The sequence below is a fragment of the Mycolicibacterium celeriflavum genome, from assembly GCF_010731795.1.
Classification (GTDB): Bacteria; Actinomycetota; Actinomycetes; order Mycobacteriales; family Mycobacteriaceae; genus Mycobacterium; species Mycobacterium celeriflavum.
The window spans coordinates 573,766-597,908 of the sequence record NZ_AP022591.1 but is presented as its reverse complement, the minus strand read 5'-3'; the positions used below and the strand labels follow the sequence as shown (position 1 = coordinate 597,908).

At 69.3% G+C, this 24,143-nt stretch carries 23 protein-coding genes; 8 read left to right on the top strand and 15 right to left on the bottom strand.

Going from position 1 to position 24,143, the window contains the following annotated elements; all coding sequences use genetic code 11:
* Positions 1–22 precede the first annotated feature (22 nt).
* From G6N18_RS02735 to G6N18_RS02720, 4 genes are read right to left on the bottom strand one after another with little or no spacing between them, the layout of a single operon-like run.
* The gene (locus G6N18_RS02735; RefSeq protein ID WP_083000573.1) at positions 23–994 is read right to left on the bottom strand and encodes a glycine betaine ABC transporter substrate-binding protein; all 972 of its coding nucleotides are present in this window, start codon (positions 992–994) and stop codon (positions 23–25) included.
* Positions 991–1,761 (bottom strand): ABC transporter permease, encoded by a 771-nt coding sequence (locus G6N18_RS02730; protein WP_067222888.1) that lies wholly within the window; start codon positions 1,759–1,761, stop codon positions 991–993. The genes G6N18_RS02735 and G6N18_RS02730 overlap by 4 nt, the downstream gene beginning before the upstream one ends.
* Positions 1,758–2,945: an ABC transporter ATP-binding protein gene (locus G6N18_RS02725; protein ID WP_067222884.1), complete on the bottom strand. Its 1,188-nt coding sequence runs from the start codon at positions 2,943–2,945 to the stop codon at positions 1,758–1,760. The genes G6N18_RS02730 and G6N18_RS02725 overlap by 4 nt, the downstream gene beginning before the upstream one ends.
* On the bottom strand, positions 2,942–3,589 hold the full coding sequence (locus tag G6N18_RS02720; RefSeq protein ID WP_083000574.1) for an ABC transporter permease: 648 nt from the start codon (positions 3,587–3,589) through the stop codon (positions 2,942–2,944). Before G6N18_RS02720 ends, G6N18_RS02725 begins: the two co-directional genes overlap by 4 nt.
* A 134-nt stretch (positions 3,590–3,723) precedes the next feature.
* Between G6N18_RS02720 and G6N18_RS02715 the strand changes: the two genes are divergently transcribed.
* The 4 genes from G6N18_RS02715 to G6N18_RS02700 are packed head-to-tail and all read left to right on the top strand — an operon-like array spanning position 3,724 to position 7,910.
* Positions 3,724–4,647 (top strand): TauD/TfdA dioxygenase family protein, encoded by a 924-nt coding sequence (locus G6N18_RS02715; RefSeq protein WP_067222877.1) that lies wholly within the window; start codon positions 3,724–3,726, stop codon positions 4,645–4,647.
* Between the two features lie 42 nt (positions 4,648–4,689).
* Entirely contained in the window at positions 4,690–5,805 is a 1,116-nt protein-coding gene (gene cobG / locus G6N18_RS02710) for a precorrin-3B synthase (RefSeq protein ID WP_083000575.1), read from the top strand.
* Between the two features lie 9 nt (positions 5,806–5,814).
* Complete coding sequence (locus tag G6N18_RS02705; protein WP_083000576.1) at positions 5,815–6,441, top strand: precorrin-8X methylmutase; 627 nt, start codon at positions 5,815–5,817, stop codon at positions 6,439–6,441.
* Positions 6,438–7,910 carry a precorrin-2 C(20)-methyltransferase gene (locus G6N18_RS02700; protein WP_083000577.1) on the top strand — a complete coding sequence of 491 codons (1,473 nt, stop codon included), beginning with the start codon at positions 6,438–6,440 and terminating at the stop codon, positions 7,908–7,910. Before G6N18_RS02705 ends, G6N18_RS02700 begins: the two co-directional genes overlap by 4 nt.
* On the opposite strand, the gene G6N18_RS02695 is transcribed toward G6N18_RS02700, so the two are convergent.
* Together G6N18_RS02695 and G6N18_RS02690 are read right to left on the bottom strand one after the other, a co-directional pair.
* Positions 7,898–10,453 carry a multicopper oxidase domain-containing protein gene (locus G6N18_RS02695; RefSeq protein ID WP_083000578.1) on the bottom strand — a complete coding sequence of 852 codons (2,556 nt, stop codon included), beginning with the start codon at positions 10,451–10,453 and terminating at the stop codon, positions 7,898–7,900. The two genes, G6N18_RS02700 and G6N18_RS02695, sit on opposite strands and share 13 nt — an antisense overlap.
* An 87-nt stretch (positions 10,454–10,540) precedes the next feature.
* On the bottom strand, positions 10,541–11,242 hold the full coding sequence (locus G6N18_RS02690) for a helix-turn-helix transcriptional regulator (RefSeq protein WP_083000579.1): 702 nt from the start codon (positions 11,240–11,242) through the stop codon (positions 10,541–10,543).
* Between the two features lie 58 nt (positions 11,243–11,300).
* Here G6N18_RS02690 and G6N18_RS02685 point away from each other — a divergent pair, with 58 nt between their 5' ends.
* Both G6N18_RS02685 and G6N18_RS02680 read left to right on the top strand, forming a co-directional pair.
* A complete protein-coding gene (locus G6N18_RS02685) occupies positions 11,301–12,059 on the top strand; it encodes a DUF2249 domain-containing protein (RefSeq protein ID WP_083000813.1) in 759 nt (252 codons plus the stop codon).
* A 57-nt stretch (positions 12,060–12,116) separates the two neighbouring features.
* Positions 12,117–13,184, top strand: coding sequence for a phosphotransferase family protein (locus G6N18_RS02680; protein WP_083000581.1), 1,068 nt, complete (start codon positions 12,117–12,119; stop codon positions 13,182–13,184).
* Here G6N18_RS02680 and G6N18_RS02675 read toward each other — a convergent pair.
* The 4 genes from G6N18_RS02675 to G6N18_RS02660 are packed head-to-tail and all read right to left on the bottom strand — an operon-like array spanning position 13,162 to position 16,578.
* Entirely contained in the window at positions 13,162–13,893 is a 732-nt protein-coding gene (locus tag G6N18_RS02675; RefSeq protein ID WP_083000582.1) for a cobalt-precorrin-6A reductase, read from the bottom strand. The two genes, G6N18_RS02680 and G6N18_RS02675, sit on opposite strands and share 23 nt — an antisense overlap.
* A complete protein-coding gene (gene cobM, locus G6N18_RS02670; RefSeq protein ID WP_067222849.1) occupies positions 13,893–14,648 on the bottom strand; it encodes a precorrin-4 C(11)-methyltransferase in 756 nt (251 codons plus the stop codon). Before cobM ends, G6N18_RS02675 begins: the two co-directional genes overlap by 1 nt.
* The gene (gene cbiE / locus G6N18_RS02665; RefSeq protein ID WP_083000815.1) at positions 14,645–15,823 is read right to left on the bottom strand and encodes a precorrin-6y C5,15-methyltransferase (decarboxylating) subunit CbiE; all 1,179 of its coding nucleotides are present in this window, start codon (positions 15,821–15,823) and stop codon (positions 14,645–14,647) included. The genes cobM and cbiE overlap by 4 nt, the downstream gene beginning before the upstream one ends.
* Positions 15,820–16,578 carry an SDR family NAD(P)-dependent oxidoreductase gene (locus G6N18_RS02660; protein WP_083000584.1) on the bottom strand — a complete coding sequence of 253 codons (759 nt, stop codon included), beginning with the start codon at positions 16,576–16,578 and terminating at the stop codon, positions 15,820–15,822. The genes cbiE and G6N18_RS02660 overlap by 4 nt, the downstream gene beginning before the upstream one ends.
* Before the next feature lie 35 nt (positions 16,579–16,613).
* Between G6N18_RS02660 and G6N18_RS02655 the strand changes: the two genes are divergently transcribed.
* Positions 16,614–17,027, top strand: coding sequence for a F420-dependent biliverdin reductase (locus tag G6N18_RS02655; protein WP_067222842.1), 414 nt, complete (start codon positions 16,614–16,616; stop codon positions 17,025–17,027).
* Here G6N18_RS02655 and G6N18_RS02650 read toward each other — a convergent pair.
* The gene (locus G6N18_RS02650) at positions 17,024–18,154 is read right to left on the bottom strand and encodes a M24 family metallopeptidase (RefSeq protein WP_083000585.1); all 1,131 of its coding nucleotides are present in this window, start codon (positions 18,152–18,154) and stop codon (positions 17,024–17,026) included. The two genes, G6N18_RS02655 and G6N18_RS02650, sit on opposite strands and share 4 nt — an antisense overlap.
* A 37-nt stretch (positions 18,155–18,191) precedes the next feature.
* Here G6N18_RS02650 and G6N18_RS02645 point away from each other — a divergent pair, with 37 nt between their 5' ends.
* On the top strand, positions 18,192–19,157 hold the full coding sequence (locus G6N18_RS02645; protein ID WP_083000587.1) for a 5'-3' exonuclease: 966 nt from the start codon (positions 18,192–18,194) through the stop codon (positions 19,155–19,157).
* 15 nt (positions 19,158–19,172) lie between these two features.
* On the opposite strand, the gene G6N18_RS02640 is transcribed toward G6N18_RS02645, so the two are convergent.
* The 4 genes from G6N18_RS02640 to tatA form a co-directional block, all read right to left on the bottom strand.
* Positions 19,173–19,958 carry a DUF4333 domain-containing protein gene (locus tag G6N18_RS02640; protein WP_083000588.1) on the bottom strand — a complete coding sequence of 262 codons (786 nt, stop codon included), beginning with the start codon at positions 19,956–19,958 and terminating at the stop codon, positions 19,173–19,175.
* 134 nt (positions 19,959–20,092) lie between these two features.
* The gene (locus tag G6N18_RS02635; RefSeq protein ID WP_083000590.1) at positions 20,093–22,870 is read right to left on the bottom strand and encodes a DEAD/DEAH box helicase; all 2,778 of its coding nucleotides are present in this window, start codon (positions 22,868–22,870) and stop codon (positions 20,093–20,095) included.
* Positions 22,854–23,804 carry a twin-arginine translocase subunit TatC gene (gene tatC / locus G6N18_RS02630; RefSeq protein WP_083000592.1) on the bottom strand — a complete coding sequence of 317 codons (951 nt, stop codon included), beginning with the start codon at positions 23,802–23,804 and terminating at the stop codon, positions 22,854–22,856. Before tatC ends, G6N18_RS02635 begins: the two co-directional genes overlap by 17 nt.
* 51 nt (positions 23,805–23,855) lie before the next feature.
* Complete coding sequence (gene tatA, locus G6N18_RS02625) at positions 23,856–24,125, bottom strand: Sec-independent protein translocase subunit TatA (protein ID WP_067223084.1); 270 nt, start codon at positions 24,123–24,125, stop codon at positions 23,856–23,858.
* Positions 24,126–24,143 lie beyond the last annotated feature (18 nt).

Below are 24,143 nucleotides of genomic sequence, written 5' to 3'. Positions count from 1 at the left end.
GCGGTTATTGACGCGATCGCCGCTATTGCGCGGTCACGAAACCCTGCGCCACCATCCAGTCGCGGGCCACCACGCTCGCGTCGCGGCCCTCGACGTCGACCTGCTTGTTCATCTCGATGATCGCGTCATTCGTCAGTGCCGCGGTGACCGGCGCCGTCACCTCGGCGATCTGCGGATGTGCCTCGTAGAAGGCGCGTTTCATCGTCACCGACGGGTTGTAGTGGGCGAAGAACTGCTTGTCGTCGGTGAGCACGACGAGATCGAGCGCGGCGATGCGGCCGTCGGTGGTGAACACCTCACCGAAGTCGCACTGTGTCGCGTCCGCGGTCGCCTGATAGATGATGCCGACCTGCAGCACCGGGGTCTGCGCACGCGCGGGGTCGAACCCGTAGGCCGCCGCCATCCCGGGGAAACCGTCCTGGCGGGCGCGGAATTCGGTGTCGACACAGGTGCGAGCCGCGGCCGGGTTTCGCCTGACCAGCTCGGCGTACTGCGACAGCGTGCGCACCCCGGTCCGCTCGGCCACCGCCCGGCTGGCCGCCAACGCGTACGTGTCGTCCATCGGCCCGGGTTTCAACCACACCATGTCGTTGCGGGCCAGGTCCTCCTCGCGGACCGCTTCGAACTGCGCGCGGCTGTCGGGGATCGGCTTCTCATGGCCGAGGTAGTTGATCCACGCGTTGCCGGTGAATTCGTAGGCGACGTCGACCTGGCCCGACAATTGCGCCTCCCGGGTGCTGCGCGAGCCGACGATGCCGGTGAGGTCGCGCACGTCGGCGCCGGCGGCCACCAACGTGTACTCGAGGATGTAACCGAGGATCACCTGTTCGGTGTATTCCTTGGAGCCCACCGTGATTGGCACGCCATCCAACGCTGGGTGCGGTTGAATCGAACCCGGCCCGACCTTGAGCGGCACCGCGCCACCCGCGCCGAGGCCGCAACCGGCCAGCAGCAGCGCACACGCCATCGCGACGCCGATCCTGCGGCGGATCATCGAAGACCCTTGGGGTTGAGGTAGAACTCGGCCAGCCCGCCGAGCCAGTCGACCAGCAGGGCCAGGCACACGGCCAGCACACTGCCCAGGATCAGGGTCACGTTGTCCTGCAGCTTGTATCCGGTGTCGATGAGTATGCCCAGCCCGCCGGCGTTGACGAGGAACGACAGCGTCGCGGTCCCCACTGCCAGTACCAGCGACGTGCGAAGGCCGGCAAGGATGTACGGGATCGCCAGCGGCATCTCGACCCGCGTCAGCACCGAGCGTCGGGACATGCCCTGCCCCAGTCCGGCGTCGACCAGCGAGCGGTCCACCTGACTGATGCCAAGAATGGTGCTGGCCAGCACCGGCAGCAGTGAGTACAGCGCGATCGGCAGGACACCGATCCAAAACCCGGTCCTACCGGTCCACAGGAACAGCAGCACCAGCAGACCGATCGCCGGCGCCGCCTGCCCGACATTGGCGACGCCCATGAACACGGGCCGCAACAGTTTGGCTCCGGGGCGCGTGACGAGCACACCGAGCGGAACGCCGACGGCGAGCACGATCGCGGTGACCGCAATCGTGATCAGCAGATGCTGCCAGATAAGCGTCGCGATGTTACCGGGGTTGATGTTCTCCTGCTGCGTGGCGGTCAGGTCGCGATTGAACGCCCAGAACAGCACTGCTGCAGCGACAATCAGCACCAGCACGGGCTGGATGAGCAGCCTTCTGCGCTCGCCCGGGTCGGCGCGGGCCGACTGCGTGGTGTCCGCGAGGGCGGTCACGGCTGCCCGTCCGTGCTCGCCTCCGCCGAGGCGCGCAGCCAGGTGATCGTGTCGATGAGCGTGTCGAGCGTGACCACACCCTCGTACCGGCTGCCCGCGCCGGTCACCACGGCCGAGGCGTGCTGTTCGGCCAGGATCGCCTCCAGCGCGTCCTCCAACGTCGACTGTGTGCTCACCACGTCGAGCGATTCGGTGGCATCGGCCAGCGAGGTGGCGTTGGCGAGCTTGCTCTCCCGGACCCAGCTGACCGGGCGGCCACGGTTGTCGAGCACCACGGCCCAGTCGAACTCGCTGCCGGCCAGGGTGTTTCGCACTTCATCGATCGAATCCGTCTGGCGCACCGAAGGATGCGGTCGCAGCTCGACGTCCTTGATCCGCATCAGGCCGAGTTGGCGCAGCGATGCGCCGGAACCGACGAATCCGGCGACCGTGTCGTCGGCCGGACTGGCGAGGATGTTCTGCGGCGTGTCGTACTGCAGCACCTTGGACTGATTGCCCAGCACCGTGATCCGGTCACCGAGCTTGACCGCCTCGCCGAAGTCGTGGGTGACGAAAACGATTGTCTTGCGCAGTTCGCCTTGCAGCCGCAGCAGTTCGTCCTGCAACGTGCTGCGCGTGATCGGGTCGACCGCACCGAACGGTTCGTCCATCAGCAGAACCGGCGGATCGGCGGCCAGCGCACGCGCGACACCTACGCGCTGCTGCTGCCCGCCGGAGAGTTGACGCGGATATCTTTCGGCGTACTGCGCGGGTTCCAGACCGACCATGTCGAGCAGTTCGTCGACGCGATCGGCGATGCGCTTGCGGTCCCAGCGCAGCAGTCCGGGCACCAGTCCCACGTTCTGGCGAATCGTCATGTGCGGGAACAGGCCGGCCTGCTGAATGGAGTAGCCGATCGAGCGGCGCAGCTCCGTGGGCCGGATCGACAACGCATCGTTGTCGCCGATCATGATCTTGCCCGATGTCGGTTCCGACAGCCGGTTGATCATCCGCATCATCGTGGTCTTGCCACAGCCGGACGGGCCGACGAACACCACGATCTCCCCGGCGGGGATGTCGAGCGACACGTCGTCCACCGCCGGGCGGTCGGCACCGGGATAGACCTTGGACACGTGGTCGAGCACGATGCGCACACCAGTGCTACCGTGCGATTCGGTGTCCTCGCGTGCGATTTGCGTTGTCATCGAATGCCTTTCGAAGTGGTGAGGCGACCGACGAGCACGAGAATGGCGTCCAGCGCCAGCGCGAGAACGACGATGAGCAGCGTGCCGGTCAGCGCCATCGGAACGGCGGTCGGGCTGCCGACGCGAGCCAAGCCGGTGAAGATCAGGTTGCCCAGACCGGGTCCCTTGACGTAGGCGGCAATGGCCAGCACGCCCATCGACATCTGCGTGCTGATCCGCATCGCGGACAGGATCGACGGCCACACCAATCGGAGTTCCACCCGGGCCAGGGTGTCGAGCCTGCTCATCCCGATGCCCCGCGCCGCGTCGGTGAGCGCGGGATCGACCGCGTTGAGGCCGACGATGGTGTTGCGCACGATCGGCAGCAGTGAGTACAGCACCAGGGCGGCGATGCTGGGCACCACCCCGAGCCCGAAGAGCGGGATCAGCAGACCGAGCAGAGCGAATGCCGGCACGGTCAGGATCACGCTGGACGTCGCTGTCGCGAGGTTGGCTGCCAGCGGGTTGCGGTAGGTCAGCACCCCGACCACCACCCCGACGATCGTCGCGATGAGAACGCTCTGAACGACCGCGCTGAGGTGTTGGTACGAGTCGAACACCAACTGCGCGTAGTGGGCGGTGACGTACTCCCACAGTGCTCTCACGGCGCTGCACTACCCGATCTTGATCGGACCGAAACGGCGCCCGGTTCGATTCGCGTTGAGCAGAAAGCTTGTCGTCGCACCTTCGGACCGCGAACGTAGCGACTTGATTCACGCATCGTCTGGAGGTTACCCACGTGCCGTCATCTCTGAGGGTGAAAAAGCTCGGCGCCCACATCGGCGCCCGTGTCGACGGTGTCGATCTCAGCGCGGGGATCGATCCGGAAATTGCGAACGCGATCAATGCCGCCATGCTCGAACACAAAGTCGTCTTCTTCCGTAATCAGCACAAGGTCGACGACGACGCTCAGCTGGCCTTCGCGCGGGCGTTGGGCACCCCCACGGCCGCACACCCGACGGTCACTTCGCGCGGGGACCGGCTGCTGCCCATCGATTCCCGCTACGACAAGGCGAACAGTTGGCACACCGATGTCACGTTCGTCGACCGGATCCCGAAGGCATCGATCCTGCGGGCCGTCACCCTGCCGCGTTACGGCGGCACGACGACGTGGGCGTCCACCGAGGCCGCGTACGACCGCCTTCCAACAGCGTTGCGCGCGTTGACCGAAAGCCTCTGGGCGGTGCACACCAATCGATACGATTACGCGTCGCTGCACGACGAGCCGAACACGTCACCGACCACCGAACAGCGGTCCTACCGAGAGGAATTCGTCTCCGACGTCTACGAAACCGAGCATCCCGTGGTCCGCGTGCATCCCGAGACCGGCAAGCGAGTGCTGCTGCTCGGCCATTTCGTCGAGAAGTTCGTGGGACTCGGCACGACGGAGTCGGCAGCGTTGTTCGATCTGCTGCAGAAGCGAATCACCAAGCTCGAGCACACTATTCGATGGGACTGGCGGCCCGGCGATGTCGCGCTCTGGGACAACCGCGCTACGCAGCACTACGCCGTCGCCGACTACGATGACCAGTATCGACGGCTCAATCGCATCACTTTGGCCGGCGACGTCCCGGTCGACGTTCACGGCCGCCGCAGCCGCTCCGTCGTCGGTGACGCCTCGACCTACTCCGAAGTGGTCAGTCCTGTCGCGCTGGCCAGCTGACGACGACTTCGGCCCGAAGGGTTGCGGGCGTACCGTGAACGGGTGGCCAGGACCCGCGAGCAGGACGCCTGCCCCGGTGCGCTGCAGGTGCATCGGGCCGCGGACGGTGCGCTGGCGCGGATGCGGTTACCGGGCGGCGCCATCACGACCGTGCAGTTGGAGACGCTCGCGCGGGCGGCCACCGACTGGGCTGCGGGCACGCTCGAACTGACCTCGAGGGGCAACCTCCAGATCCGTGGCGTCACCGACACGGCTGCGGTCGCCGACGCCGCGGCGTCCGCCGGTCTGCTGCCGTCGCCGACCCACGAACGCGTGCGCAACATCGTCGCCTCACCGCTGTCCGGGCGGGTCGGGCCGGCCGCCGACATCCGTGCGCTGATCACCGACCTCGACGAGGCGATCTGCGCCGATCCGGAACTGGCCGCTCTGGGTGGCCGGTTCCTGTTCGGCATCGACGACGGCCGCGCCGACATCTCGGGCCTAGGCGCGGACGTCGGCGTCCACGTCCAGTCTGATACCGCCGCGCTGCTATTGGCGGGCCGCGACACCGGTGTTCGCCTGGCGCTGAACGATGTGGTGCCCGCGATGGTCGCGGTGGCGCGGCGATTCGCCGCCGGCCGCGGAACCGCTTGGCGCGTCAAGGAACTCGTCGATGCCGACGCTCTGCTCGGCGATCTGATCCCGTCCGAAGCGCCGGGAGCGACGTGGCCAGCGGTCACGCGGCCGCCCGTCGGTTGGCTCGTCCAGCACGACGGCCGCGTCACGTTGGGCGCCGCGGTTCCGCTCGGCGTGCTGCCCGCCCGGACCGCCGAGTACCTGACCGCGATCGGGGCGCCGATGGCGATCACGCCGTGGCGCTCGATCCTCGTCTTCGACCTCGACGAGGAAGCCGCCGACGTCGCCCTGCGCGTCCTCGCGCCCCTGGGACTCGTGTTCGACGAGAACTCCCCCTGGCTTTCGGTCAGCGCGTGCACGGGAAGCCCGGGCTGTGAGCACTCGAGGGCCGATGTCCGCGCAGACGCCGCCGCCGCGGCTGCCGATCCAAGCCCAGTCCACCGCCATTTCGTGGGCTGCGACAGGGCCTGCGGCAGCCCGCCTGCGGGTGAGGTGCTGGTGGCGACCGGAGACGGATACCAGGCGCGCGACACGCCCCCGTAGGGTGATCGCGTGCTCGACTACATCCGCGACGCCGGGGAGATCTACCGGCAATCGTTCGCGACGATTCGCGACGAGGCGGACCTGGCTCGGTTCCCCGACGACGTGGCGCGCGTGGTCGTCCGGCTGATCCACACCTGCGGACAGGTCGACGTCACCGACCACGTGGCGTTCAGCCCGGACGTGGTCGCCAAGACCCACGCCGCACTGGCCGCCGGGGCGCCGGTGCTGTGTGATTCCTCGATGGTCGCCGCGGGCATCACCCGCTCGCGCCTGCCAGCCGGAAACGAAGTGGTCTCGCTGGTGGCCGACGAGCGAGCGCCTGACCTGGCCGACCGCCTGGGCACCACCCGGTCGGCGGCCGCCGTGGACCTCTGGGCCGACCGGCTCGGCGGTGCCGTGCTGGCCATCGGCAACGCGCCGACCGCGCTGTTCCGGCTGCTCGAACTCCTCGACGACGGCGCCCCGACGCCCGCCGCGGTGCTGGGCGGACCGGTCGGCTTCGTCGGCTCCGCGCAGTCCAAGCAGGAACTCGTCGACCGGCCCCGCGGAATGTCGTATCTCGTGGTGACGGGCCGTCGCGGCGGCAGTGCGATGGCCGCCGCGGCCGTGAACGCGATTGCCAACGAACGAGAATGAGCGACACCAGGGGAACGCTGTGGGGCGTCGGGCTCGGACCCGGCGACCCTGAACTCGTCACCGTCAAGGCGGCACGGGTGATCGGAGAGGCCGACGTCGTGGCGTACCACAGCGCGCGGCACGGCAACAGCATCGCGCGCGGCATCGCGGAGCCGTATCTGCGGCCGGGCCAGATCGAGGAGCACCTGGTCTACCCGGTCACCACCGAAACCACCGATCACCCCGGCGGCTACGCGGGAGCGATCGAGGACTTCTACCGCGAGTCCGCCGACCGCATCGCCGCCCACCTGGAGGTCGGCCGCAACGTGGCCCTCCTCGCCGAGGGCGACCCGCTGTTCTACAGCTCCTACATGCACATGCACACCCGGTTGACCGAGCGGTTCGACGCGGTCATCGTGCCGGGGGTGACGTCGGTGAGCGCGGCTTCGGCAGCGGTGGCCACTCCCCTGGTCCAGGGCGACGAGGTGTTGACGATCCTGCCCGGCACACTGCCCGCCGATGAGCTCGAGCGCAGGCTCGCCGACACCGACGCAGCGGTGATGCTCAAGTTGGGTCGCTCGTATCCTGCTGTGCGCAAAGCTCTTTCGGCGACCGGCCGGTTGGACGAAGCCTTCTACGTCGAGCGTGCGAGCACGCCGCGGCAGCGGGTGCTTGGCGCAGGCGACGTCGATGACGAATCGGTCCCGTATTTCTCGCTGGCGATGTTGCCGGGGCGACCGCGTCACGCACAGACCACCGGCAGCGTCGCCGTCGTGGGCCTGGGACCCGGCGACCCGAACTGGATGACCCCGCAGTCGCGGCGCGAGCTGGCCGCGGCCACCGACCTCATCGGCTACGGCCCCTACCTCGACCGCATCGCCGCCCGCGACGATCAGCGCAAACATCCGAGCGACAACACCGACGAGCCGGCCCGCGCGCGGTTGGCCTGCACGCTGGCCGAACAGGGCCGCGCGGTCGCGGTGGTGTCCTCCGGTGACCCCGGCGTGTTCGCGATGGCCACCGCCGTGCTGGAAGAAGCCAAACAGTGGCCTGACGTCGACGTGCGGGTGATCCCGGCGATGACGGCCGCGCAGGCCGTCGCCAGCCGCGTCGGCGCCCCGCTGGGCCACGACTATGCGGTGCTCTCGCTGTCGGACCGGCTCAAGCCGTGGGACGTGATCGCCGCGCGGCTGACCGCGGCCGCGGCGGCCGACCTGGTGCTGGCGATCTACAACCCGGCCTCGAAGACCCGCACCTGGCAGGTCGGGGCGATGCGAGAGCTGCTGCTCGAGCATCGCGACCCCGGCACTCCGGTGGTGATCGGCCGCGACGTGTCCGGACCCCGCGAACAGGTCACGGTGGTGCGACTGGCCGACTTGAACCCCGCCGACGTCGACATGCGCTGCCTGCTGATCGTCGGCTCCTCGCAGACGCAGTGGTATTCCGGCGACGGCGACCGGGTCTTCACGCCGCGCCGCTACCCCGGCTGAGCGGTGACCGCGATGACCCCGTGCGCGCCGCGTTCGGCGTCGACCATCGCGTGCGTCACGAACGGGTAGTGCCCCGGCTGCTCGAAGCTCAGCTCCACGAATCCGCCTTGGGCCGCGGACAATCCGAGCGTCTGCGCGCCGCCGGGACCCCGTCGCAACCGATAGTCGCCCTCCGACCACACGGTGTCGAACTGGCCGCCGACGACGTGGAAGGAGCTGCCGCGGTTCGGTCCGGCGGCCAGCACCCAGATCCGAACCCGCTCCCCGACCCGGGCGGTCAGCGGCGCGTGGTCGTACTGGTTGGCGTAGCCGTTGAAGACCACCAGGTCTGGCTCGTCGGTGGCGACTTTGGCGGCGTCGACTTCACCGCCCGGCGGACCGAGGTAGTACTCGGACTGCACCAGCAGGTATTCGCGGTGGACCGGTGCCAGGTCCGGCGGATCGACGATCACCGCGCCGAACATGCCGTTGGCGATGTGTACCGACATCGGCATCGTCGAACAGTGATACAGCCACACCCCGGCGCGCGGCGCGGTGAACCGGTAGACCAGTCGTTCGCCTGGTTGGATCGTGCGCATCGGCACGTCGGGGGCCAGCGCCCCGGCGTGGAAGTCGATCGAGTGCCCGATGGTGCCGTCGTTGACGAGGGTGATCTCGAAGACGTCGCCGACCTTGCCCCGCAGCGTCGGTCCCGGCGCCTTGCCGCCAAATGTCCACAGCCGCTGGGTGATTCCGGGTGACACCTCCCGCTCGGTCTCGGTGACCGACAAGGTGATGCGGTGGTCCGGCGTCGCCGCCGCCAGCACTGGGTCGTGCGGCACGAAACCCGCGCCCGGGTGCGCGGTGAGGCTGCGCGCGATGTCGTCGGCGCTGATCGTCGGGGCGACCGTTTCCTGTGCCGGGGCACCACCTGTCCGCACCGCCATGGTCATGCCCATCTGGCGGTGCCCGGCCACCGAACACCAGCCGTCCAGGTCGGTGCCGATCACCCCGGCGTCGAGCACAGCCGTCTCTCCCGGCGTGAGGCGCCCGGTGCGTGTCCCGTTCGACAGCACCAGATCGTGGCGGTCGGAACCGGTGTTGACGAGTGTGACCACCAAACGGTTTCCGGCGGGCACCTCGATGGTGTCGGGCACATAGCGCATGCCCTCGACGTGCACCTCGACCTCGGTGGTCTGGCCCGTCGCAGTCACCGACGCTGTTGGGGCCGTGGAGATACCGACCGCGGCGGGGTCGGCGGCCACGGCGGCTGCGGCCGTCAGCACCACCACACCCAGCCCGGCTGCCGCGACTCCGAGCCGGTGCCGAGCCGACGGTCCTGCCGGGGGCGGACCCGGCGTCGACGGCGTATCGCGATTCTTCCGTGCCAGCCACACCGCCCGCACCAGCAGCGGCAGGAACGCGGCGTACGCCGCCAGCACCAACACCGACGCAGCCATCCGCACCAAGCTCGGCGTCGGCAGCACACACAGCAGCAGCGCGAAGTTGGCGACCGCCAGCCGCCACGGCGCACCGCGCTCCAGTTCCGTTGTCGCCGCGATCGCCGAAGCGCGACCGCCGACCACGATGGTCGTCAGATACGAGAGCGAGCCCAGCAGAACCTGCACCAGGAAGCCGGCGAGCACCGCGACGGTGAGCGGGCCGGCCCTGTCGAGCACCGCAGGCCACGTCGGTGCGGTGGCGAAGGCGACGACGGCATAACTCAGCGAACCCAGTAGCCACACCACTCCGGAAAACACCGACAGCGTCGCGAAGCTGCCCGGCCGCTTGCGGCGCACCTCGTCGAGGTGAGGCATGAGCACATAACCGGCCGCGGCGAGGTAGCCGAGCGCGCCTGCGGCGGTCAGCACCGGTGAGCCGGCCACCGCCCCCAACGCCCCCACACCCAATCCGGCTACCAGAACAGGCAATCCGCGCCGGGCGGCCACCTCGACACCGTCGGCCATCCGGGTGCGCAGCATCGTCGGCCACAGCGTGACCAACGTGCCGAGCACCGAAAGCCCGACAAACCCGAACAGGTTCACCGCCGCATGGGCGATGACGAACCGGTCATGGCTGGTGCCAGGCAATGCTGGGTTCGCCATGGCCACGCCCAGGCCGGCGCCGACCGAAAGCAGCGCTGCCGCAGCGACGTAATAACGCACGGTGTCCCCGAAGCGCGAAGGCAGTGCGCGGCGCAGTTGCCGGATCAGCGTGACCGCGTGGATCAGCGCGACGGCGCCGACCGCGACGCCACCGGCCAGTATTACCGGCCAGAGGTCGACGATCATGCCGGCGACCACCGCGACCGCACCGACGTTGAAAACCCCGATGCGCCAGGCCTGCCCGGCCCGCGACGGATCCGGCGGCCGGCGCAGCAGCGCATCGGTGAAGTGGCGGCTCCAGATGAGGATCGCGTTGCCTGCCGCCCCCAGTCCGAGCAGATGGATCAGCAACCAGCCGGATATCGGCACGGATCGGTGCACCAGTGCCACCACGACAAGCGCTGCAAGCCAGGCGAATACGATCGACCCGACTCGCAGATGCCATCGACTGCGGTTCATGCGGGTACCCCGACCGGCTGGGCCGTGGCGGCCAGCAGCGCGAAGCCTCCGGGCGCCAACAGCGCCGCCGGTGATGGAATTCTCTTGTCAGTCATGCTGTTTCACCGCGTGGTCCGGCAGGAACAGCCGGCAGGCACCGGGCTCGGCGAAAGGGATCAGGTCGAGGCCCGGCCCCGTGCGCGCGTCGATGCTCTGCAGCAATCCCTCGACGATGCCGAGGTGGACTTGGCAGACCACGCTCGGATAGCGGCGGGCGGCGTCGAGCAGCGGACAGCGGCGCAGTGCCACACCGCGCTCGGCGCCGTCGTCGTCGTCGGGAGCGAAGCCCAGCCGGGTCAGCGCGTCGAGCACTGTCGTCCGCGGGTCGCCGTCGGAGCGGGTGGTCCCCTCGACCAGCTCGCGTCCCCACTCGACGCCGGCGGCGCGCGCGTCGCGCTCCGGGTCGGCGCTGGTGCGGGCCAGATGCCCGGCCAGCGCAGTGGCAAGGCCCGCATAGTCGCGGGCCAGCAGGGTGGGATCGGCGGCGGACGGCCGATACAGGGCGGCCGGCCGCCCGCGTCCGACGGCGGGTTCGGTGGCGCGCTCGACGAGTCCGAGGTCAACCAGCGCGTCCAGGTGTTCGCGGACGGTGTTCTGATGCAACCCCAGCGCGGCGGCCGCGTCGATTGTCCGGACCGGGGCGTGGGATCGCACGTGCTCGAGCACCCGCAGCCGCTGCCCGGACAGCGGCACCTGGCCGGTCGCCGAGGGCACCGGCGCGGGGCCGAGAGGCGATGCACTATTTACCACGGAAATTATTGTAGTAAATTGCGAGTAGTTGGACCAGCGCACCGGAAAGGAACCCATCATGACCATCAATGAGGTGATCGTCGCGACCACATCTGCCGACGCGGAGGCGGCCGATACGGTCAGGAACCATCACGCCGAGCTGGCCGGACGTATGCAGGCGCTCACGGAGGCGATGCTGTCGGCCGCCGAGCGCGGCGCCGACTTCGAGGCGGCGCGTGCGGCCGCAACGGAGTTTCTGACCGGTGAGCTGCTACCACACGCCGCAGCTGAAGAGGCCCGTCTGTATCCCGCGGCCGCCAACACGGAGCGCGCCAGACCGTTGATCGAGTCGATGATCGCCGTGCACCACATCATCGGCGGCCTGGTGGACCGGATTCAGACCGAGACGTCACCAATGCGCGCCGCCGCGGCCGGTCATGCGCTGCGGGTGCTGTTCGATACCCACCTCGTCGACGAGAACGATCGGATCCTGCCGATCGTGGCCGCCGACCCACACGTCTCCCTCGCGGACGCCCTCGGTGGGATGCACGAGTTGCTCGGCGGCCATCACGGCGTCGAGGGCGGGCACAGGTGCGGCTGCGAGTCCGACGCCGGGGAGCCCGTGCTCGACGTGCGCGAGGTTCCACACTCGATCCGCCACGCGACCGTCTTCGGCGCATTCGACGCCGTTCCGGTCGGCGCCAGCATGGTGCTGGTCGCGCCGCACGACCCGGTGCCGTTGCTGCGGCAGCTGCACGACCGCACGTCGGGGCGGATCTCGGTGGACTATCTCGAGCGCGGACCAGAGGCGTGGCGGCTGCGCCTCTCGCGACTCTGACTGGCTGCCGCCCAGCCTCGTTGACGACTGTCGCCCCTACCGATAGCGTTTCGGCGCATGACCATTCCCCGCGGTCCGGCAGATGTGACGCCGGGCTGGCTCGGTTCGGTGCTGGGCGTTGACGTCGAAGCCGTTGACGTGATGCCGATCGGCACCGGCCAGACCGGCGCCACGTATCGGGTGGCGGTGACGTACTCCACGGAGCAGACCGCGCTGCCTGCCACCTTCGCGGTCAAGCTGCCTGCGCAGGACGATGCCGTTCGTGAACGCGTGGCGCTCGGTTACCGCTCCGAGGTCGAGTTCTACACCGACGTCGCCGACAAGGTGGCCATCCCGGTCCCCGAATGCTTTCACAGCGACATCACCGACGACGGAACTGATTTCGTCCTGATACTCGCCGATATGGCACCCGCCGTGCAGGGCGATCAGATCGCCGGATGCACCGAGCGGGAGGCCCGGCTGGCGGTCGAGGCCCTCGCGGGCCTGCACGGCCCCACCTGGTGCGACGGTGTCTGGCTGCAGCTGTCGGGGATCGCGATGCCCAAACCCGGCGACGAGGCGGCGGCCACCGGCATGGGTGAGGTGTGCCGGATGGCGGCCGAGATCACCATCGACAAGCTCGGCGACTCGATGAGCGCCGAGGACCGCGAAACCCTCGCCTCGGCAATGGCGTTGGTGACTCCGTGGCTGTTGGCAGAGCCTGGCCGGTTCGCGGTGATGCATGGCGATTACCGCCTCGACAACATGCTGTTCGACCCTGACCGCAGGCGCATCAGCATCGTCGACTGGCAGACAGTCGGGGTCGGCCTGCCTGCCCGCGACCTTGCGTACTTCACCGCGACCAGCCTGACACCGCAGATCCGGTCAACCGTCGAAAAGGACCTCGTGCAGGTCTACCATGAGGCGCTCGCAAGTCACGGTGTCAAGGATTACGCCCTCGACACCTGTTGGCGCGACTACCGGTTGGGAGCGGTACAGGCTCCCGTGCTCACGGCACTCGGATACGCATTTGCCTCGTCGACCGAGCGCGGTGACGAGATGATCCTCACCATGTTGAGCAGGGGCTGTCAGGCGATTCGGGAGCTCGAGACCCTCGAGCTGATCAAGTCGTACCCATCGCCCTGACCCACGTGACCGCGTCGTCGACGGTGGCGACCGTCGCCACCCCGGACGGCAGCGGCGGGCGGTCCACCATGACCACCGCAATTCCAAGGGCCGCAGCCGCATCCAGTTTCGGGCGGGTCATCTGCCCGCCACTGTTCTTGGTGACCAACGCGTCGATGCCGTGCTCACGCAGCAGCGTCAGTTCGTCGTCGTAGCGGTACGGCCCGCGCGACAGCACCACCTGGTGACGACGCGGCAGATCCTGGGCGTCGGGCGGCGTGACGGCCCGAATCAGAAACCACGCGTCGACGTCCTTGAACGCCGCGGCGCCGGAGCGCCCGGTGGTCAGAAACACCCGCCTGAACGGCTCGGCGGCAACGGTTTTCGCCGCCTCGACATCAGAGCTCACGACGAGCGCGTCACCGGTCGGCCAGGCCGGCCGCACCAACACCAGATGCGGCAGACGCAACTCGGCGCAGACGACAGCAGCGTGGGCGGTCATTGTCGCCGCGTACGGGTGCGTGGCATCGACGACTGCGTCGACCCCGTTGTCGGACAGCCAGCGCCGCAGCCCGTCGACGCCGCCGAAGCCGCCGATGCGCACCTCGCCCACCGGTAACGCGGGGTGGGGCACCCGGCCGGCGAGCGAACTGAGCACTTCGATGTCGGGATGCAGTCGAGCGGCCAGCGAGCGGGCTTCAGATGTTCCGCCCAGCAGCAGTATTCGCATCAGTGTCGGCCCCGCCGAATCCGATCCGACGAGTACAGGTAGCTGTCGGTGAACCCCTCGGCCGCCAGCACGTCTCCCACGATGATCACCGCGGTGCGGGTGATGCCCGCCGCCTTCGTCTGCACCGCCAAGTCCGCGAGCGTGCACCGCACCACCTGCTGCTGCGGCCAGCTCGCGAACGCCACCACGGCGCAGGGTGTTTCGGGCTGGTACCCGCCGGCCAGCAGCTGCGGGACGATCGCGTCGATCTGCGCGGCCGCGAGATGCAGCACCAGCGTGGCACCGGGCGCCGACAGCGTCGACAGATCTTCACCGTCCGGCATCGCGGTCGACAGCGTCGCCACCCGGGTCAACGTGACCGTCTGCGCGACACCGGGAACGGTGAGCTCGCGGCCCAACACGGCAGCGGCCGCGGCGAAAGCCGGTACTCCCGGCACGATTTCGTAGTCGACACCGAGATCCACGAGGCGGCGGCATTGCTCGGCGAGCGCGCTGTAGATCGACGGATCGCCGGAATGCAACCGCGCCACGTCGAGGCCGGCGGCGTGGGCATCGGCGAGTTCGGTGACGATCTGTTCGAGCGTCAACGGGCCGGTGTCGACGACGCGGGCGTCCGGCGGGCACAGCGCCAGCAAGTCCTCGGGCATGATCGAACCCGCGTAGAGGCAGACCGGGCAGCGGCTCAGCAGTCGGTGACCACGCACGGTGATGAGGTCCGCCGCGCCCGGTCCGGCGCCGATGAAGTAGACGGTCATCTTCTGGTCACCGCCCACTGCGTGATCGGCATCGCCGGACGCCATCCGGTGAACCCGCCGAGCGGCTCGCCGCGGTGGTGCTCGAAGCGCCGGAGCTCACCACCCTGTTGTGAATACCACTGGGCGACAAGCGCTTCAGTCTCCACCGTGACGGCGTTGACGACCAGCCTGCCGCCGGGGGGCAGCCGGTCGAAGCACGCCTCCAGCAGCCCCGGCTGCGTCAGGCCGCCGCCCACGAAGACCGCGTCGGGCGCGGGGACGGACTCGAACGACTCGGGCGCGGCGCACTGCACCTCCACCCGCGCGCCGAACGCGACCACGTTGTCGGTGATGCGGTTGCGGCGTTGTTCGTCGCGTTCGAAGGCGATCGCCCGACACCCGGCGCCGCTGCGACACCATTCGATCGCGACGCTGCCCGATCCGGCGCCGACATCCCACAGCAGTTGACCGGGCCGCGGCGCCAGCGCCGCCAGCGTCACCGCCCGCACCGGTTGCTTGGTGAGCTGGCCGTCGTTGGCGAACATCTCGTCGGGCAGCACCCCGAGTTGCCGCTCGTCGGGCAGGTAGCGCACCGCGACCACGTTGAGGTCGTCGACGTCGTCCGGGGGCCGCGCCGCCCAGTCGCGTGCGGTGGCGGTTCGGCGGCGCTCTGCAGGACCGCCGAGTTGCTCGAGCACGCTGACCTCGGAGTCGCCGCGACCGGTGTCGGTGAGCAGGCGTGCCAGCGCCGCAGGGGTCGCGCCGTCGCGCGACATCACGACGGCCTGCCCGCCGCGGCGCACCGCGGTGTGCGGGTCGCCCTGCACCAGGCTGATGACCTCGATCTCCTGCACCGCCCACCCCAGCCGCGAACAGGCCAGTGTCACCGACGACACGTGCGGCAGCACGGTCACCCGCTCGGCGCCGTAGAGGCGAATCAGCGAGCTACCCACGCCGTGCAGCAGCGGGTCGCCGCTCGCCACCACGTGCACGTCTCCGTCGACGCCCTCCAGCAGCGCCTGCAGGGCGGGCAGCATCGGTGTGGGCCACTCCCGGCGCGCCGCGGTGACGGTGTCGTCCAGCAGCGCGAGTTGGCGCCGCGAACCGTAAACCACTGTTGCCCTTTGTAGTTCGGACTTCGAATCCGGTGACAGTCCGGCCATCCCGTCGGCGCCGATACCGACCACGACGATCATCGCGGCATCCTCCGCCACACGAACCGCGGCGTGACCCGGAACGCGAATGCCAGCAGTGCGAGCGGCGCGGGCACCCACACCACGCCTCGCCTTCTGCGGAGTGCGCGGACGGTCGCGTCGGCGACCTTCGCCGGTGTGGTCGACAGCGGCGCCGGCGACATGCCCGCCGTCATCCGCCCGATCACAAATCCGGGCCGCACCAACAGCAGGTGCACCCCCGAACCGTGCAGGGCGTCGGCCAGCCCGCGGCAGAAGCCGTCCAGCCCGGCCTTGGCGGACCCGTACACGTAGTTGGCGCGGCGCACTCGCACGCCGGCGATCGACGAGAACGTGACGATCGACCCGGATCCTGCGCCGCGCATCGCCGCGGCGAGCACCGTCAGCAGGCTGGCCTGTGCGACGAAGTCGGTGTGCAGAATCGCCGCGGCGTGAGCGGCATCCTTCTCCGCGAGCGCCTGGTCGCCGAGCACGCCGAAGGCCAGCACCGCGGTGCCCATCGGCCCGTGCTCGGCGATGATCGCGTCGACCACCGGACCGTGCGACGCGAGGTCATCGGCGTCGAACTCACGCACGTGCACGGCCGTGGCGCCCGCCGCGCGAACGGCCGCCGCCTGCGCCTGGAGGTCATGGGCGCGCCGGGCCGCCAGCAACACCGTCGCTCCCGGCGCCAACCGGGTCGCCACCTCGACGCCGATCTCGCTGCGACCGCCGAAAACCACGACCAATGCCGGACGGGTGTCAGCCGTGTCTGTCATGGCAGCGATTATGTCCTGCGCTACGGTGAAGCCCGATGGCGAAGGCAACTACCCGGCTGACCGATGACGCGCTGGCATTTCTGTCCGAGCGTCATCTGGCCATGCTGACGACGCTGCGATCGGACAATTCACCGCACGTCGTCGCCGTCGGCTTCACGTTCGACCCGAAGACCCACATCGCCCGCGTCATCACCAGCGGCGGGTCCCAGAAGGCGGTGAACGCCGATGGGCAGGGCGTCGCGGTGCTGAGCCAGGTCGACGGCGCCCGCTGGCTGTCGCTGGAGGGCAAGGCCAAGGTCAACGCGGATCCCGACGCCGTCCGTGACGCCGAGCTGCGGTATGCGCAGCGCTACCGCACACCCCGGGTCAACCCGAAACGCGTCGTCATCGAGGTCCGGGTCGAGCGGGTGCTCGGGTCGTCGGACCTGCTGGACCGGGTCGAGGCCTAACTCGCGCCCGTGGGCACCACCACCAGCTCGTGTGGCCGGGTGTTGAGCGCCATGGCACCGTCGGCGGTGACGACCACGATGTCCTCGATGCGCGCGCCCCACTCGCCGGGGAAATAGATACCGGGCTCGACGGAGAAGGCCATGCCCTCTTCGAGCGTGAGCGTGTTGCCCGCCACGATGTAGGGCTCCTCGTGCACTGACAGCCCGATGCCGTGGCCGGTGCGGTGCACGAACGCGTCGGCCAGCCCCTCGGCGGCCAGCACGTCGCGCGCCGCGGCGTCGACCTGCTCGGCGGTCACCCCGGGCCGGACCGCCGCGACCGCGGCCTGCTGCGCGCGCTGCAGCACCGCGTAGCGCCGCGCCACGTCGGGATCCGGCTCGCCGATGCTGTACGTGCGGGTGGAGTCGGAGTTGTAGCCGGGCTCATACGGCCCGCCGATGTCCACGACGACGATGTCGCCGGCCCGCAGTTCTCGGTCCGAACACTCGTGGTGCGGGTCGGCCCCGTGCGGGCCCGACCCGACGATGATGAACGCCACCGCCGAATGCCCCTCAGCGACAATGGATTCGGCGATGTCGGCAGCGACGTCGGCCTCGGTGCGGCCGGGCGCCAGGAACTGCGGCACCCGCGCGTGCACCCGGTCGATGGCCGCGCCGGCCTTGCGCAACGCATCGATCTCGGCGGCGTCCTTGATCATCCGCAGCCGCCGCAGCACGCCGGTGGCCAGCACCGGCACCGCGCCCAGCACATCGGCGAGCGGCAGCAGATGCAGTGCGGGCATCGAGTCGGTCACCGCGACGGCCTTGCCGCTGCCGAGCGCCTGCCCGACGAGCGCGTACGGGTCGTCGCCGTCGACCCAGTCCTGCACCGCCAGGCCGAGTTCGGGTACCGCGGAGTGTTTGAGCGCCGCCAACTCCAGGCGCGGCACCACGATGGTCGGGTCGCCGTCGGCGGGCAGCACCAGCGCGGTGAGCCGCTCGAAGGTCTGCGCCCGCGAGCCGACCAGGTAGCGCAGGTCGTAGCCCGGCGTGATGACCAGGCCCGCGAGGCCGGCATCGGCCGCCGCGGACGCCGCCGCGGCGAGTCGGTGCGCGTAGACATCGGAGCTGAATCGACTGGCGCTCATGCCATGAGGCTAATCCGGCGACGGATGCACTGGCAGGATGGCTCGCATGTCATCCCTCGTGCTGCTCGACGGCGCCAGCATGTGGTTCCGCTCGTATTTCGGAATCCCGGACAAGATCAAGGCGCCCGACGGCCGCCCGGTCAACGCGCTGCGCGGCTTCCTCGACGCCGTCGCGACCGTGATCACCCGCGAACGTCCCTCGCGGCTGGTGGTGTGCCGCGACGACGACTGGCGACCGCAGTGGCGCGTCGACCTCATCCCGTCCTACAAGTCGCACCGGGTGCTCGAGGAGCACCCCGACGGCGAGCCCGATGTCGAGGTGGTGCCCGACGACCTCACGCCGCAGGTCGACATGATCTTCGAGATTCTCGACGCGTTCGGCATCCCCACCGCCGGAGCGGCCGAGTGTGAGGCCGACGACGTGCTCGGCACCCTGGTCGCCCGCGAACAACGCGATCCCGTCGTGGTGGTCAGCGGCGACCGGGATCTGCTGCAGCTGGTGCGCGACGAGCCGGTACCGGTCCGGGTGCTCTACCTCGGCAGCGGGTTGGCCAAGGCCACCAAGTGGGGGCCGACGGAGGTCGCCGAGAAGTACGGTGTGCCGGTCGAGCGCGCCGGGCCCGCATACGCCGAGCTCGCGCTGCTGCGCGGCGACCCGAGCGACGGCCTGCCCGGCGTGCCGGGAATCGGCGAGAAGACGGCCGCGACGCTGCTGGCGCAGCACGGCTCACTGGAGAAGATCCTCGCCGCGGCCAACGACCCGAAATCGAAGATGAGCAAGGCGTATCGGACGAAGCTGCGCAACGCGGCCGACTACATCGAGGCGGCCGGCCCGGTGGTCAAGGTCGCCACCGACGCCGATCTGGACTGGTCGACGCCGTCGGACGCGCTGCCGCTGGCCGCCGAACATCCACGCAAGGTCGTCAAGCTCGCCGAGACCTACGGCGTCACGTCGTCGATAGGCCGGCTGCAGAAGGCCCTCGACGGGCTACCCGACGGCTGAGCCGCCGCCGGCCCGCTACTTGGGCCTGCCCACCTCGTAGGTGCCGTCGTCGTCCTGGAACGTGACGGTCACCTGACGCTTGGTGCCGTCGATGCTGACCTCGCAGTCGAACGTCGCGCCCTTCTCGACGGTCGGGTTCTGGCCGTCGTTGCACTTGACGTCCTTGACGTTCTTGGCACCGTAACCGTTCGCCTCGTCGGTGAGGACCTGCTGCACCCCGGACTGTGCGGCGTCGATGTCGAGCTTGGTGGTGACGAAGAACCCGGGCTTCCAGAACCCCAGCACCAACACCACCGCGACGATCACCGCGGCCAGCAGGCCGATCACGCCGCCGATCACCGCCATCGAGCGCTTCGAGCCATCCTCGGCGCCCGGCTGCTGGTACTGCGGGTACTGACCGTACTGGCCCGGCTGCCCGTACTGCCCCGTGGGCGGCTGGCCGTACTGCGGCTGGCCCGGCTGCTGCCCGTACTGGCCGTACTGCGGCTGCCCGTACTGACCGGGCTGCTGGTAGGCCTGCGGGTTGTACTCGCCGGGCTGCTGGCCGTACTGCGGCTCGGTCGCCGGATACTGCTGCGGCGGCTGGTACGCGGGCTGCTGGTACCCCGGGTACTGCTGCGCCTGTGACGGGTCGTAGGCGGGTGGCTGCCACTGCGGCGCGGCCTGCGTCGGTTCGCTGCTCTGCGGCTGCGGCTGCCACGGCTGGTTGGCCGACGACTCGCTGGACGGCTGGTCCGTCGGCTGGTCCGGCTGCTGGCCGGGCCATGACTGCGTCGGATCAGATCCCTGCGGTCCGCTCATCTCACTCCTTGATCGACCGCGGCCGAGCCGCGAGTACATCCGGTGTCGTGCTTCAACACCCTACCGTTGCATGCACTTGCGATGACATATTCAGGCGGGCGCAGCGGCCTCGACTTCTTCGTGCCCCGACTGATCTAACCGGTGTCGACCGCCACGACGCCGCGGCGAATGTCGTTGATCGCGCGTTTCGCCGTGGTCCGCAGCGCCGGGGTCGGTGCGGCGTTGCGCACCTGGTCGAGCAGGTCGAGCACTTGACGGCACCACCGGACGAAATCGCCCGCCGACAACGGCGAACCGCTGCCCGCCGCGTCGGAGGCGGCCAGCGCGCTGGTCAGGTCGCCGGTGGTGGCCCACCGGAAGATCGCCGCGACGAAGCCGTCGTCGGGCTCGCGGCTCTGGTTGATGCGGTGACGTTGCTCGTCGGCGCGCAGTTCCGTCCACAACCGCCGGGTATGGTTCAGCGCCCGCCGCAGCTTGCCGGTCGGAATGTCGGCCCCGTCGCGTCCGCCCGGCGTGTCGCCGCGGGATTCGTAGAGCACGGCCGAGAGCACACCAGCCAGTTCGGCCGCGTCGAGCCCCTCCCAGATGCCGGTGCGCAACGCCTCCGCCACCAACAAATCACTCTCGCTGTAGATCCGGGCCAGCAGCCGACCGTCGTCGGTCACCTCGGGGTCCTCCGCAGGCCCGGTGATGAAACCGCGTTCGGTCAGCAGCACCACGATCCGGTCGAACGTGCGCGCCAACGAGTTCGTCGCGGCCGCCACCTTCTGCCGGATCTGTTCGTTGTCGCGCTCGATGCGCAGGTACCGCTCGGCCAGCCGGGCCTTCTCCTCCCGGTCGGGCAACTGGTGGGCTGGGTGGGTGCGCAATTGTTCTCGGAGCGCGGCTAATTCGGGGTCGATGTCGCGTTCCTCGCCGGCTTTGCCGCTGCGCTTGGCTTTGCCTGCCGGGATGTCGAGGCGCGCCGCCGCGGAGTTCAGCGCCGACGCCAGGTCGCGCCGAGCACGCGGATTGCGGTGCTCGACCCGCTTGGGCAGCGGCATCGAGCCCAGTGGCGCCGAGGTGCCCGAGTAGTCGGCGGACGAAATCCGTCCGGCCCACCGGTGTTCGGTCAACACCAGCGGTCGCGGATCGTCGTCGTCGCGCGCCGGTTCGAGCACGACGGCCAGCCCACCGCGGCGACCGTGGGTGATCGTGATGATGTCGCCGCGGCGCAGCGCAGCCAGCGCTTCGTTGGCTGCCCGGCGCCGCTGCAGCCGCGACGCCCGCGACTGGGCGCGTTCACGTTCGGAGATCTGTAGCCGCAGCCGGACGTAGTCGAGAACACCGGCATCGCGGCCGCCGGCGAGTTCGGCGGCGATCTCGTCGAGCATCCGCTCACCGCGCTCGATGCCTCGCCGCAGGCCCACCACCGACCGGTCGGCCTGGTACTGCGCGAACGAGCTCTCCAACAGTTTGTGCGCTTGGGCCGGCCCCATCTGCTGAACGAGGTTGATGGTCATGTTGTACGACGGCGCGAACGAACTACGCAACGGGAAGGTCCGCGTCGACGCCAGCCCGGCCACCTCGGCTGGTTCGACGTCCGGCGTCCACAGCACCACCGCGTGGCCCTCGACGTCGATGCCGCGGCGGCCCGCGCGCCCGGTCAACTGGGTGTACTCCCCCGGCGTCAACGGCACATGCTGCTCGCCGTTGAACTTGACCAGCCGCTCCAGCACCACCGTGCGCGCGGGCATGTTGATACCCAAAGCCAGTGTCTCCGTGGCGAATACCGCCTTCACCAGCCCGGCGGAGAACAGCTCCTCGACGGTGTGGCGGAACACCGGCAGCATCCCGGCGTGATGGGCCGCCAGTCCGCGCAGCAGGCCCTCGCGCCACTCGTGGTAGTCGAGGACGATCAGGTCGGCTTCGGGCAGGTCGCCACAGCGGCGGTCGACCACCTCGGCGATGCGAACCCGTTCCTCGTCGGTGGTCAGCCGAAGTGAGGACCGCAGGCACTGCCTGACCGCAGAGTCGCAACCCGCGCGCGAGAAGATGAACGTGATCGCCGGCAGCAGTCCTTCGCGGTCCAGCGTGCCGATCACATCGGGACGCGACGGCGGGCGGTACATGCTCGGTCGATCACGGTTGCGGCCGCGGCCGCGCGGCTGCCAGTCGACCAGCCGGTCGGCTTCGCGCCGATGTGCGATGTGTCGCAACAGCTCCGGGTCGACGAGCAGTTCCCGGCCCTCTGCTTTCGGAGCGCGGGACGCGCGCGTGGCGCGGTAGTCGAACAGGTCGAACAGCCGCCTGCCGACCAGTACGTGCTGCCACAGCGGAACCGGCCGGTGCTCGTCGACGACCACCGTGGTGTCGCCGCGCACCGTCTGGATCCAGCCGCCGAACTCCTCGGCGTTGCTGACCGTCGCCGACAGGCTCACCAGGCGTACCTCGTCGGGCAGGTGCAGGATGACCTCCTCCCACACCGCGCCGCGCATCCGGTCGGCCAGGAAGTGCACCTCGTCCATGACGACGTACGAAAGCCCCTGCAGCGTCGGGGAGTTGGCGTAAAGCATGTTGCGGAGCACCTCGGTGGTCATGACCACCACGTCGGCGTCGCCGTTGATCGACTGGTCACCGGTGAGCAACCCGATCTTGTCCGGCCCGTAGCGGTCCACGAGGTCGTTGTGCTTCTGGTTGCTCAGCGCCTTGATCGGCGTCGTGTAGAAGCACTTGCCGCCCGAGGCCAGCGCGAGATGCACGGCGAACTCGCCCACGACGGTTTTGCCCGCGCCTGTCGGTGCGCACACCAGCACGCCGTGCCCGTTCTGAAGCGCCTCACATGAACGACGCTGGAAGTCGTCGAGTGCAAACGTCAGCTGCTCGGTGAAACGGGCCAGCTCGCAGCCCAATTCGCTAGGTGGCATCGTCATCGACCACGTGCCGCGTCGAGGTCGGCACGGTGCTGGGCGCCTCGACGGGCTCGGCGGGGCCGATCGGCGCCGCGACGTCGTCGGGCACCTCCTCGAGCGCGGCGCGGCGCGCCTTGCGCCGGTCGTGAAGGCGCGCGATCTGGATCGCGAACTCGAGCAGCACCGTCAACGCGAACGCCAGCGCCAGCATCGAGAACGGATCCGAACCCGGGGTGAAGAGCGCGGCGAACACGAACATCGCGAAGATCAGCCCGCGCCGCCACGCCTTGAGCCGCTCATAGGTCAGCACACCGACCGCGTTGAGCATCACGATCAGCAGCGGAAACTCGAAGCTGAAGCCGAACACCAGCAGCAGGTTGATCAGAAAGCCGAAGTACTGGTCGCCCGACAACGCCGTGACCTGCACGTCGCTACCGACGGTGAGCAGAAAGCCAAGTGCCGTGGACAGGACCACATACGCCAGTACCGCGCCGGCGATGAACAGCGCGGCGCCGACGGTGACGAACGCGACCGCGAACCGACGCTCCTTCTTGTACAGCCCGGGGGTGATGAACGCCCACAGCTGGTAGAGCCACACCGGGCAGGCCAGCACGATGCCTGCCGTGAGACCGACTTTCAGGCGCAGAAGAAACTGGTCGAACGGCGAGGTTGCCAGCAACCGACACGCCCCGTCGGCGGTGATGTCAGCGCGCGCGGAGGCCGGCAGTTCGCAGTACGGACCACGCAGCCAGTCACCGAGGCTGGGCAGCCCGAAGACACCGTGGGTGTACCAGAGGAAGCCCAGGACCGTCGTGACCACGACCGCGGCCGCCGCGATCAACAGCCGGGTGCGCAGCTCATGCAGGTGCTCGACCAGCGACATCGTGCCGTCGGGATTGGCGCGGGAGCGCCGCCGGCGAGGATCGAGCTTCTTGATGAGTCCTGGAGTCTGCACGGCATGCCTACTGACGCGGCGACGCGGCCGCGGCTAGGTGATCGGTGACGATCAGGCCGGACGTTTGTCCGACGGCTGCTCGGTCTCCGGCGCCGTCTCTACCCGCTCCGAGGCGATCGGCGTCGGCGGAGCCGCTCGGCCGGCGGCATCGGACTCACGCGTGTCCGATTTCGAATCGGCCTGCATCTCCTTGATCTCCGATTTGAAGATCCGCATCGACTTGCCGAGCGAGCGCGCCGCGTCCGGGAGCTTCTTGGCACCGAAGAGCAGCACGAACACAGCGATAACGATCACCCAGTGCCAGGGTTGTAGACCACCCAATTTGGTCACCTCCAGACG

What these genes read in the sequence shown, in the direction of transcription:
- G6N18_RS02695 (WP_083000578.1), bottom strand. Translation starts at nt 10,453, where the DNA reads ATGAACCGCAGTCGATGGCATCTGCGAGTCGGGTCGATCGTATTCGCC.
- cbiE (WP_083000815.1), bottom strand. Translation starts at nt 15,823, where the DNA reads ATGATCGTCGTGGTCGGTATCGGCGCCGACGGGATGGCCGGACTGTCA.
- G6N18_RS02685 (WP_083000813.1), top strand. Translation starts at nt 11,301, where the DNA reads ATGACCATCAATGAGGTGATCGTCGCGACCACATCTGCCGACGCGGAG.
- G6N18_RS02680 (WP_083000581.1), top strand. Translation starts at nt 12,117, where the DNA reads ATGACCATTCCCCGCGGTCCGGCAGATGTGACGCCGGGCTGGCTCGGT.
- G6N18_RS02640 (WP_083000588.1), bottom strand. Translation starts at nt 19,958, where the DNA reads ATGAGCGGACCGCAGGGATCTGATCCGACGCAGTCATGGCCCGGCCAG.
- G6N18_RS02660 (WP_083000584.1), bottom strand. Translation starts at nt 16,578, where the DNA reads ATGACAGACACGGCTGACACCCGTCCGGCATTGGTCGTGGTTTTCGGC.
- G6N18_RS02725 (WP_067222884.1), bottom strand. Translation starts at nt 2,945, where the DNA reads ATGACAACGCAAATCGCACGCGAGGACACCGAATCGCACGGTAGCACT.
- G6N18_RS02700 (WP_083000577.1), top strand. Translation starts at nt 6,438, where the DNA reads ATGAGCGACACCAGGGGAACGCTGTGGGGCGTCGGGCTCGGACCCGGC.
- cobM (WP_067222849.1), bottom strand. Translation starts at nt 14,648, where the DNA reads ATGACCGTCTACTTCATCGGCGCCGGACCGGGCGCGGCGGACCTCATC.
- G6N18_RS02675 (WP_083000582.1), bottom strand. Translation starts at nt 13,893, where the DNA reads ATGCGAATACTGCTGCTGGGCGGAACATCTGAAGCCCGCTCGCTGGCC.
- G6N18_RS02655 (WP_067222842.1), top strand. Translation starts at nt 16,614, where the DNA reads ATGGCGAAGGCAACTACCCGGCTGACCGATGACGCGCTGGCATTTCTG.
- G6N18_RS02645 (WP_083000587.1), top strand. Translation starts at nt 18,192, where the DNA reads ATGGCTCGCATGTCATCCCTCGTGCTGCTCGACGGCGCCAGCATGTGG.
- G6N18_RS02635 (WP_083000590.1), bottom strand. Translation starts at nt 22,870, where the DNA reads ATGACGATGCCACCTAGCGAATTGGGCTGCGAGCTGGCCCGTTTCACC.
- G6N18_RS02735 (WP_083000573.1), bottom strand. Translation starts at nt 994, where the DNA reads ATGATCCGCCGCAGGATCGGCGTCGCGATGGCGTGTGCGCTGCTGCTG.
- G6N18_RS02650 (WP_083000585.1), bottom strand. Translation starts at nt 18,154, where the DNA reads ATGAGCGCCAGTCGATTCAGCTCCGATGTCTACGCGCACCGACTCGCC.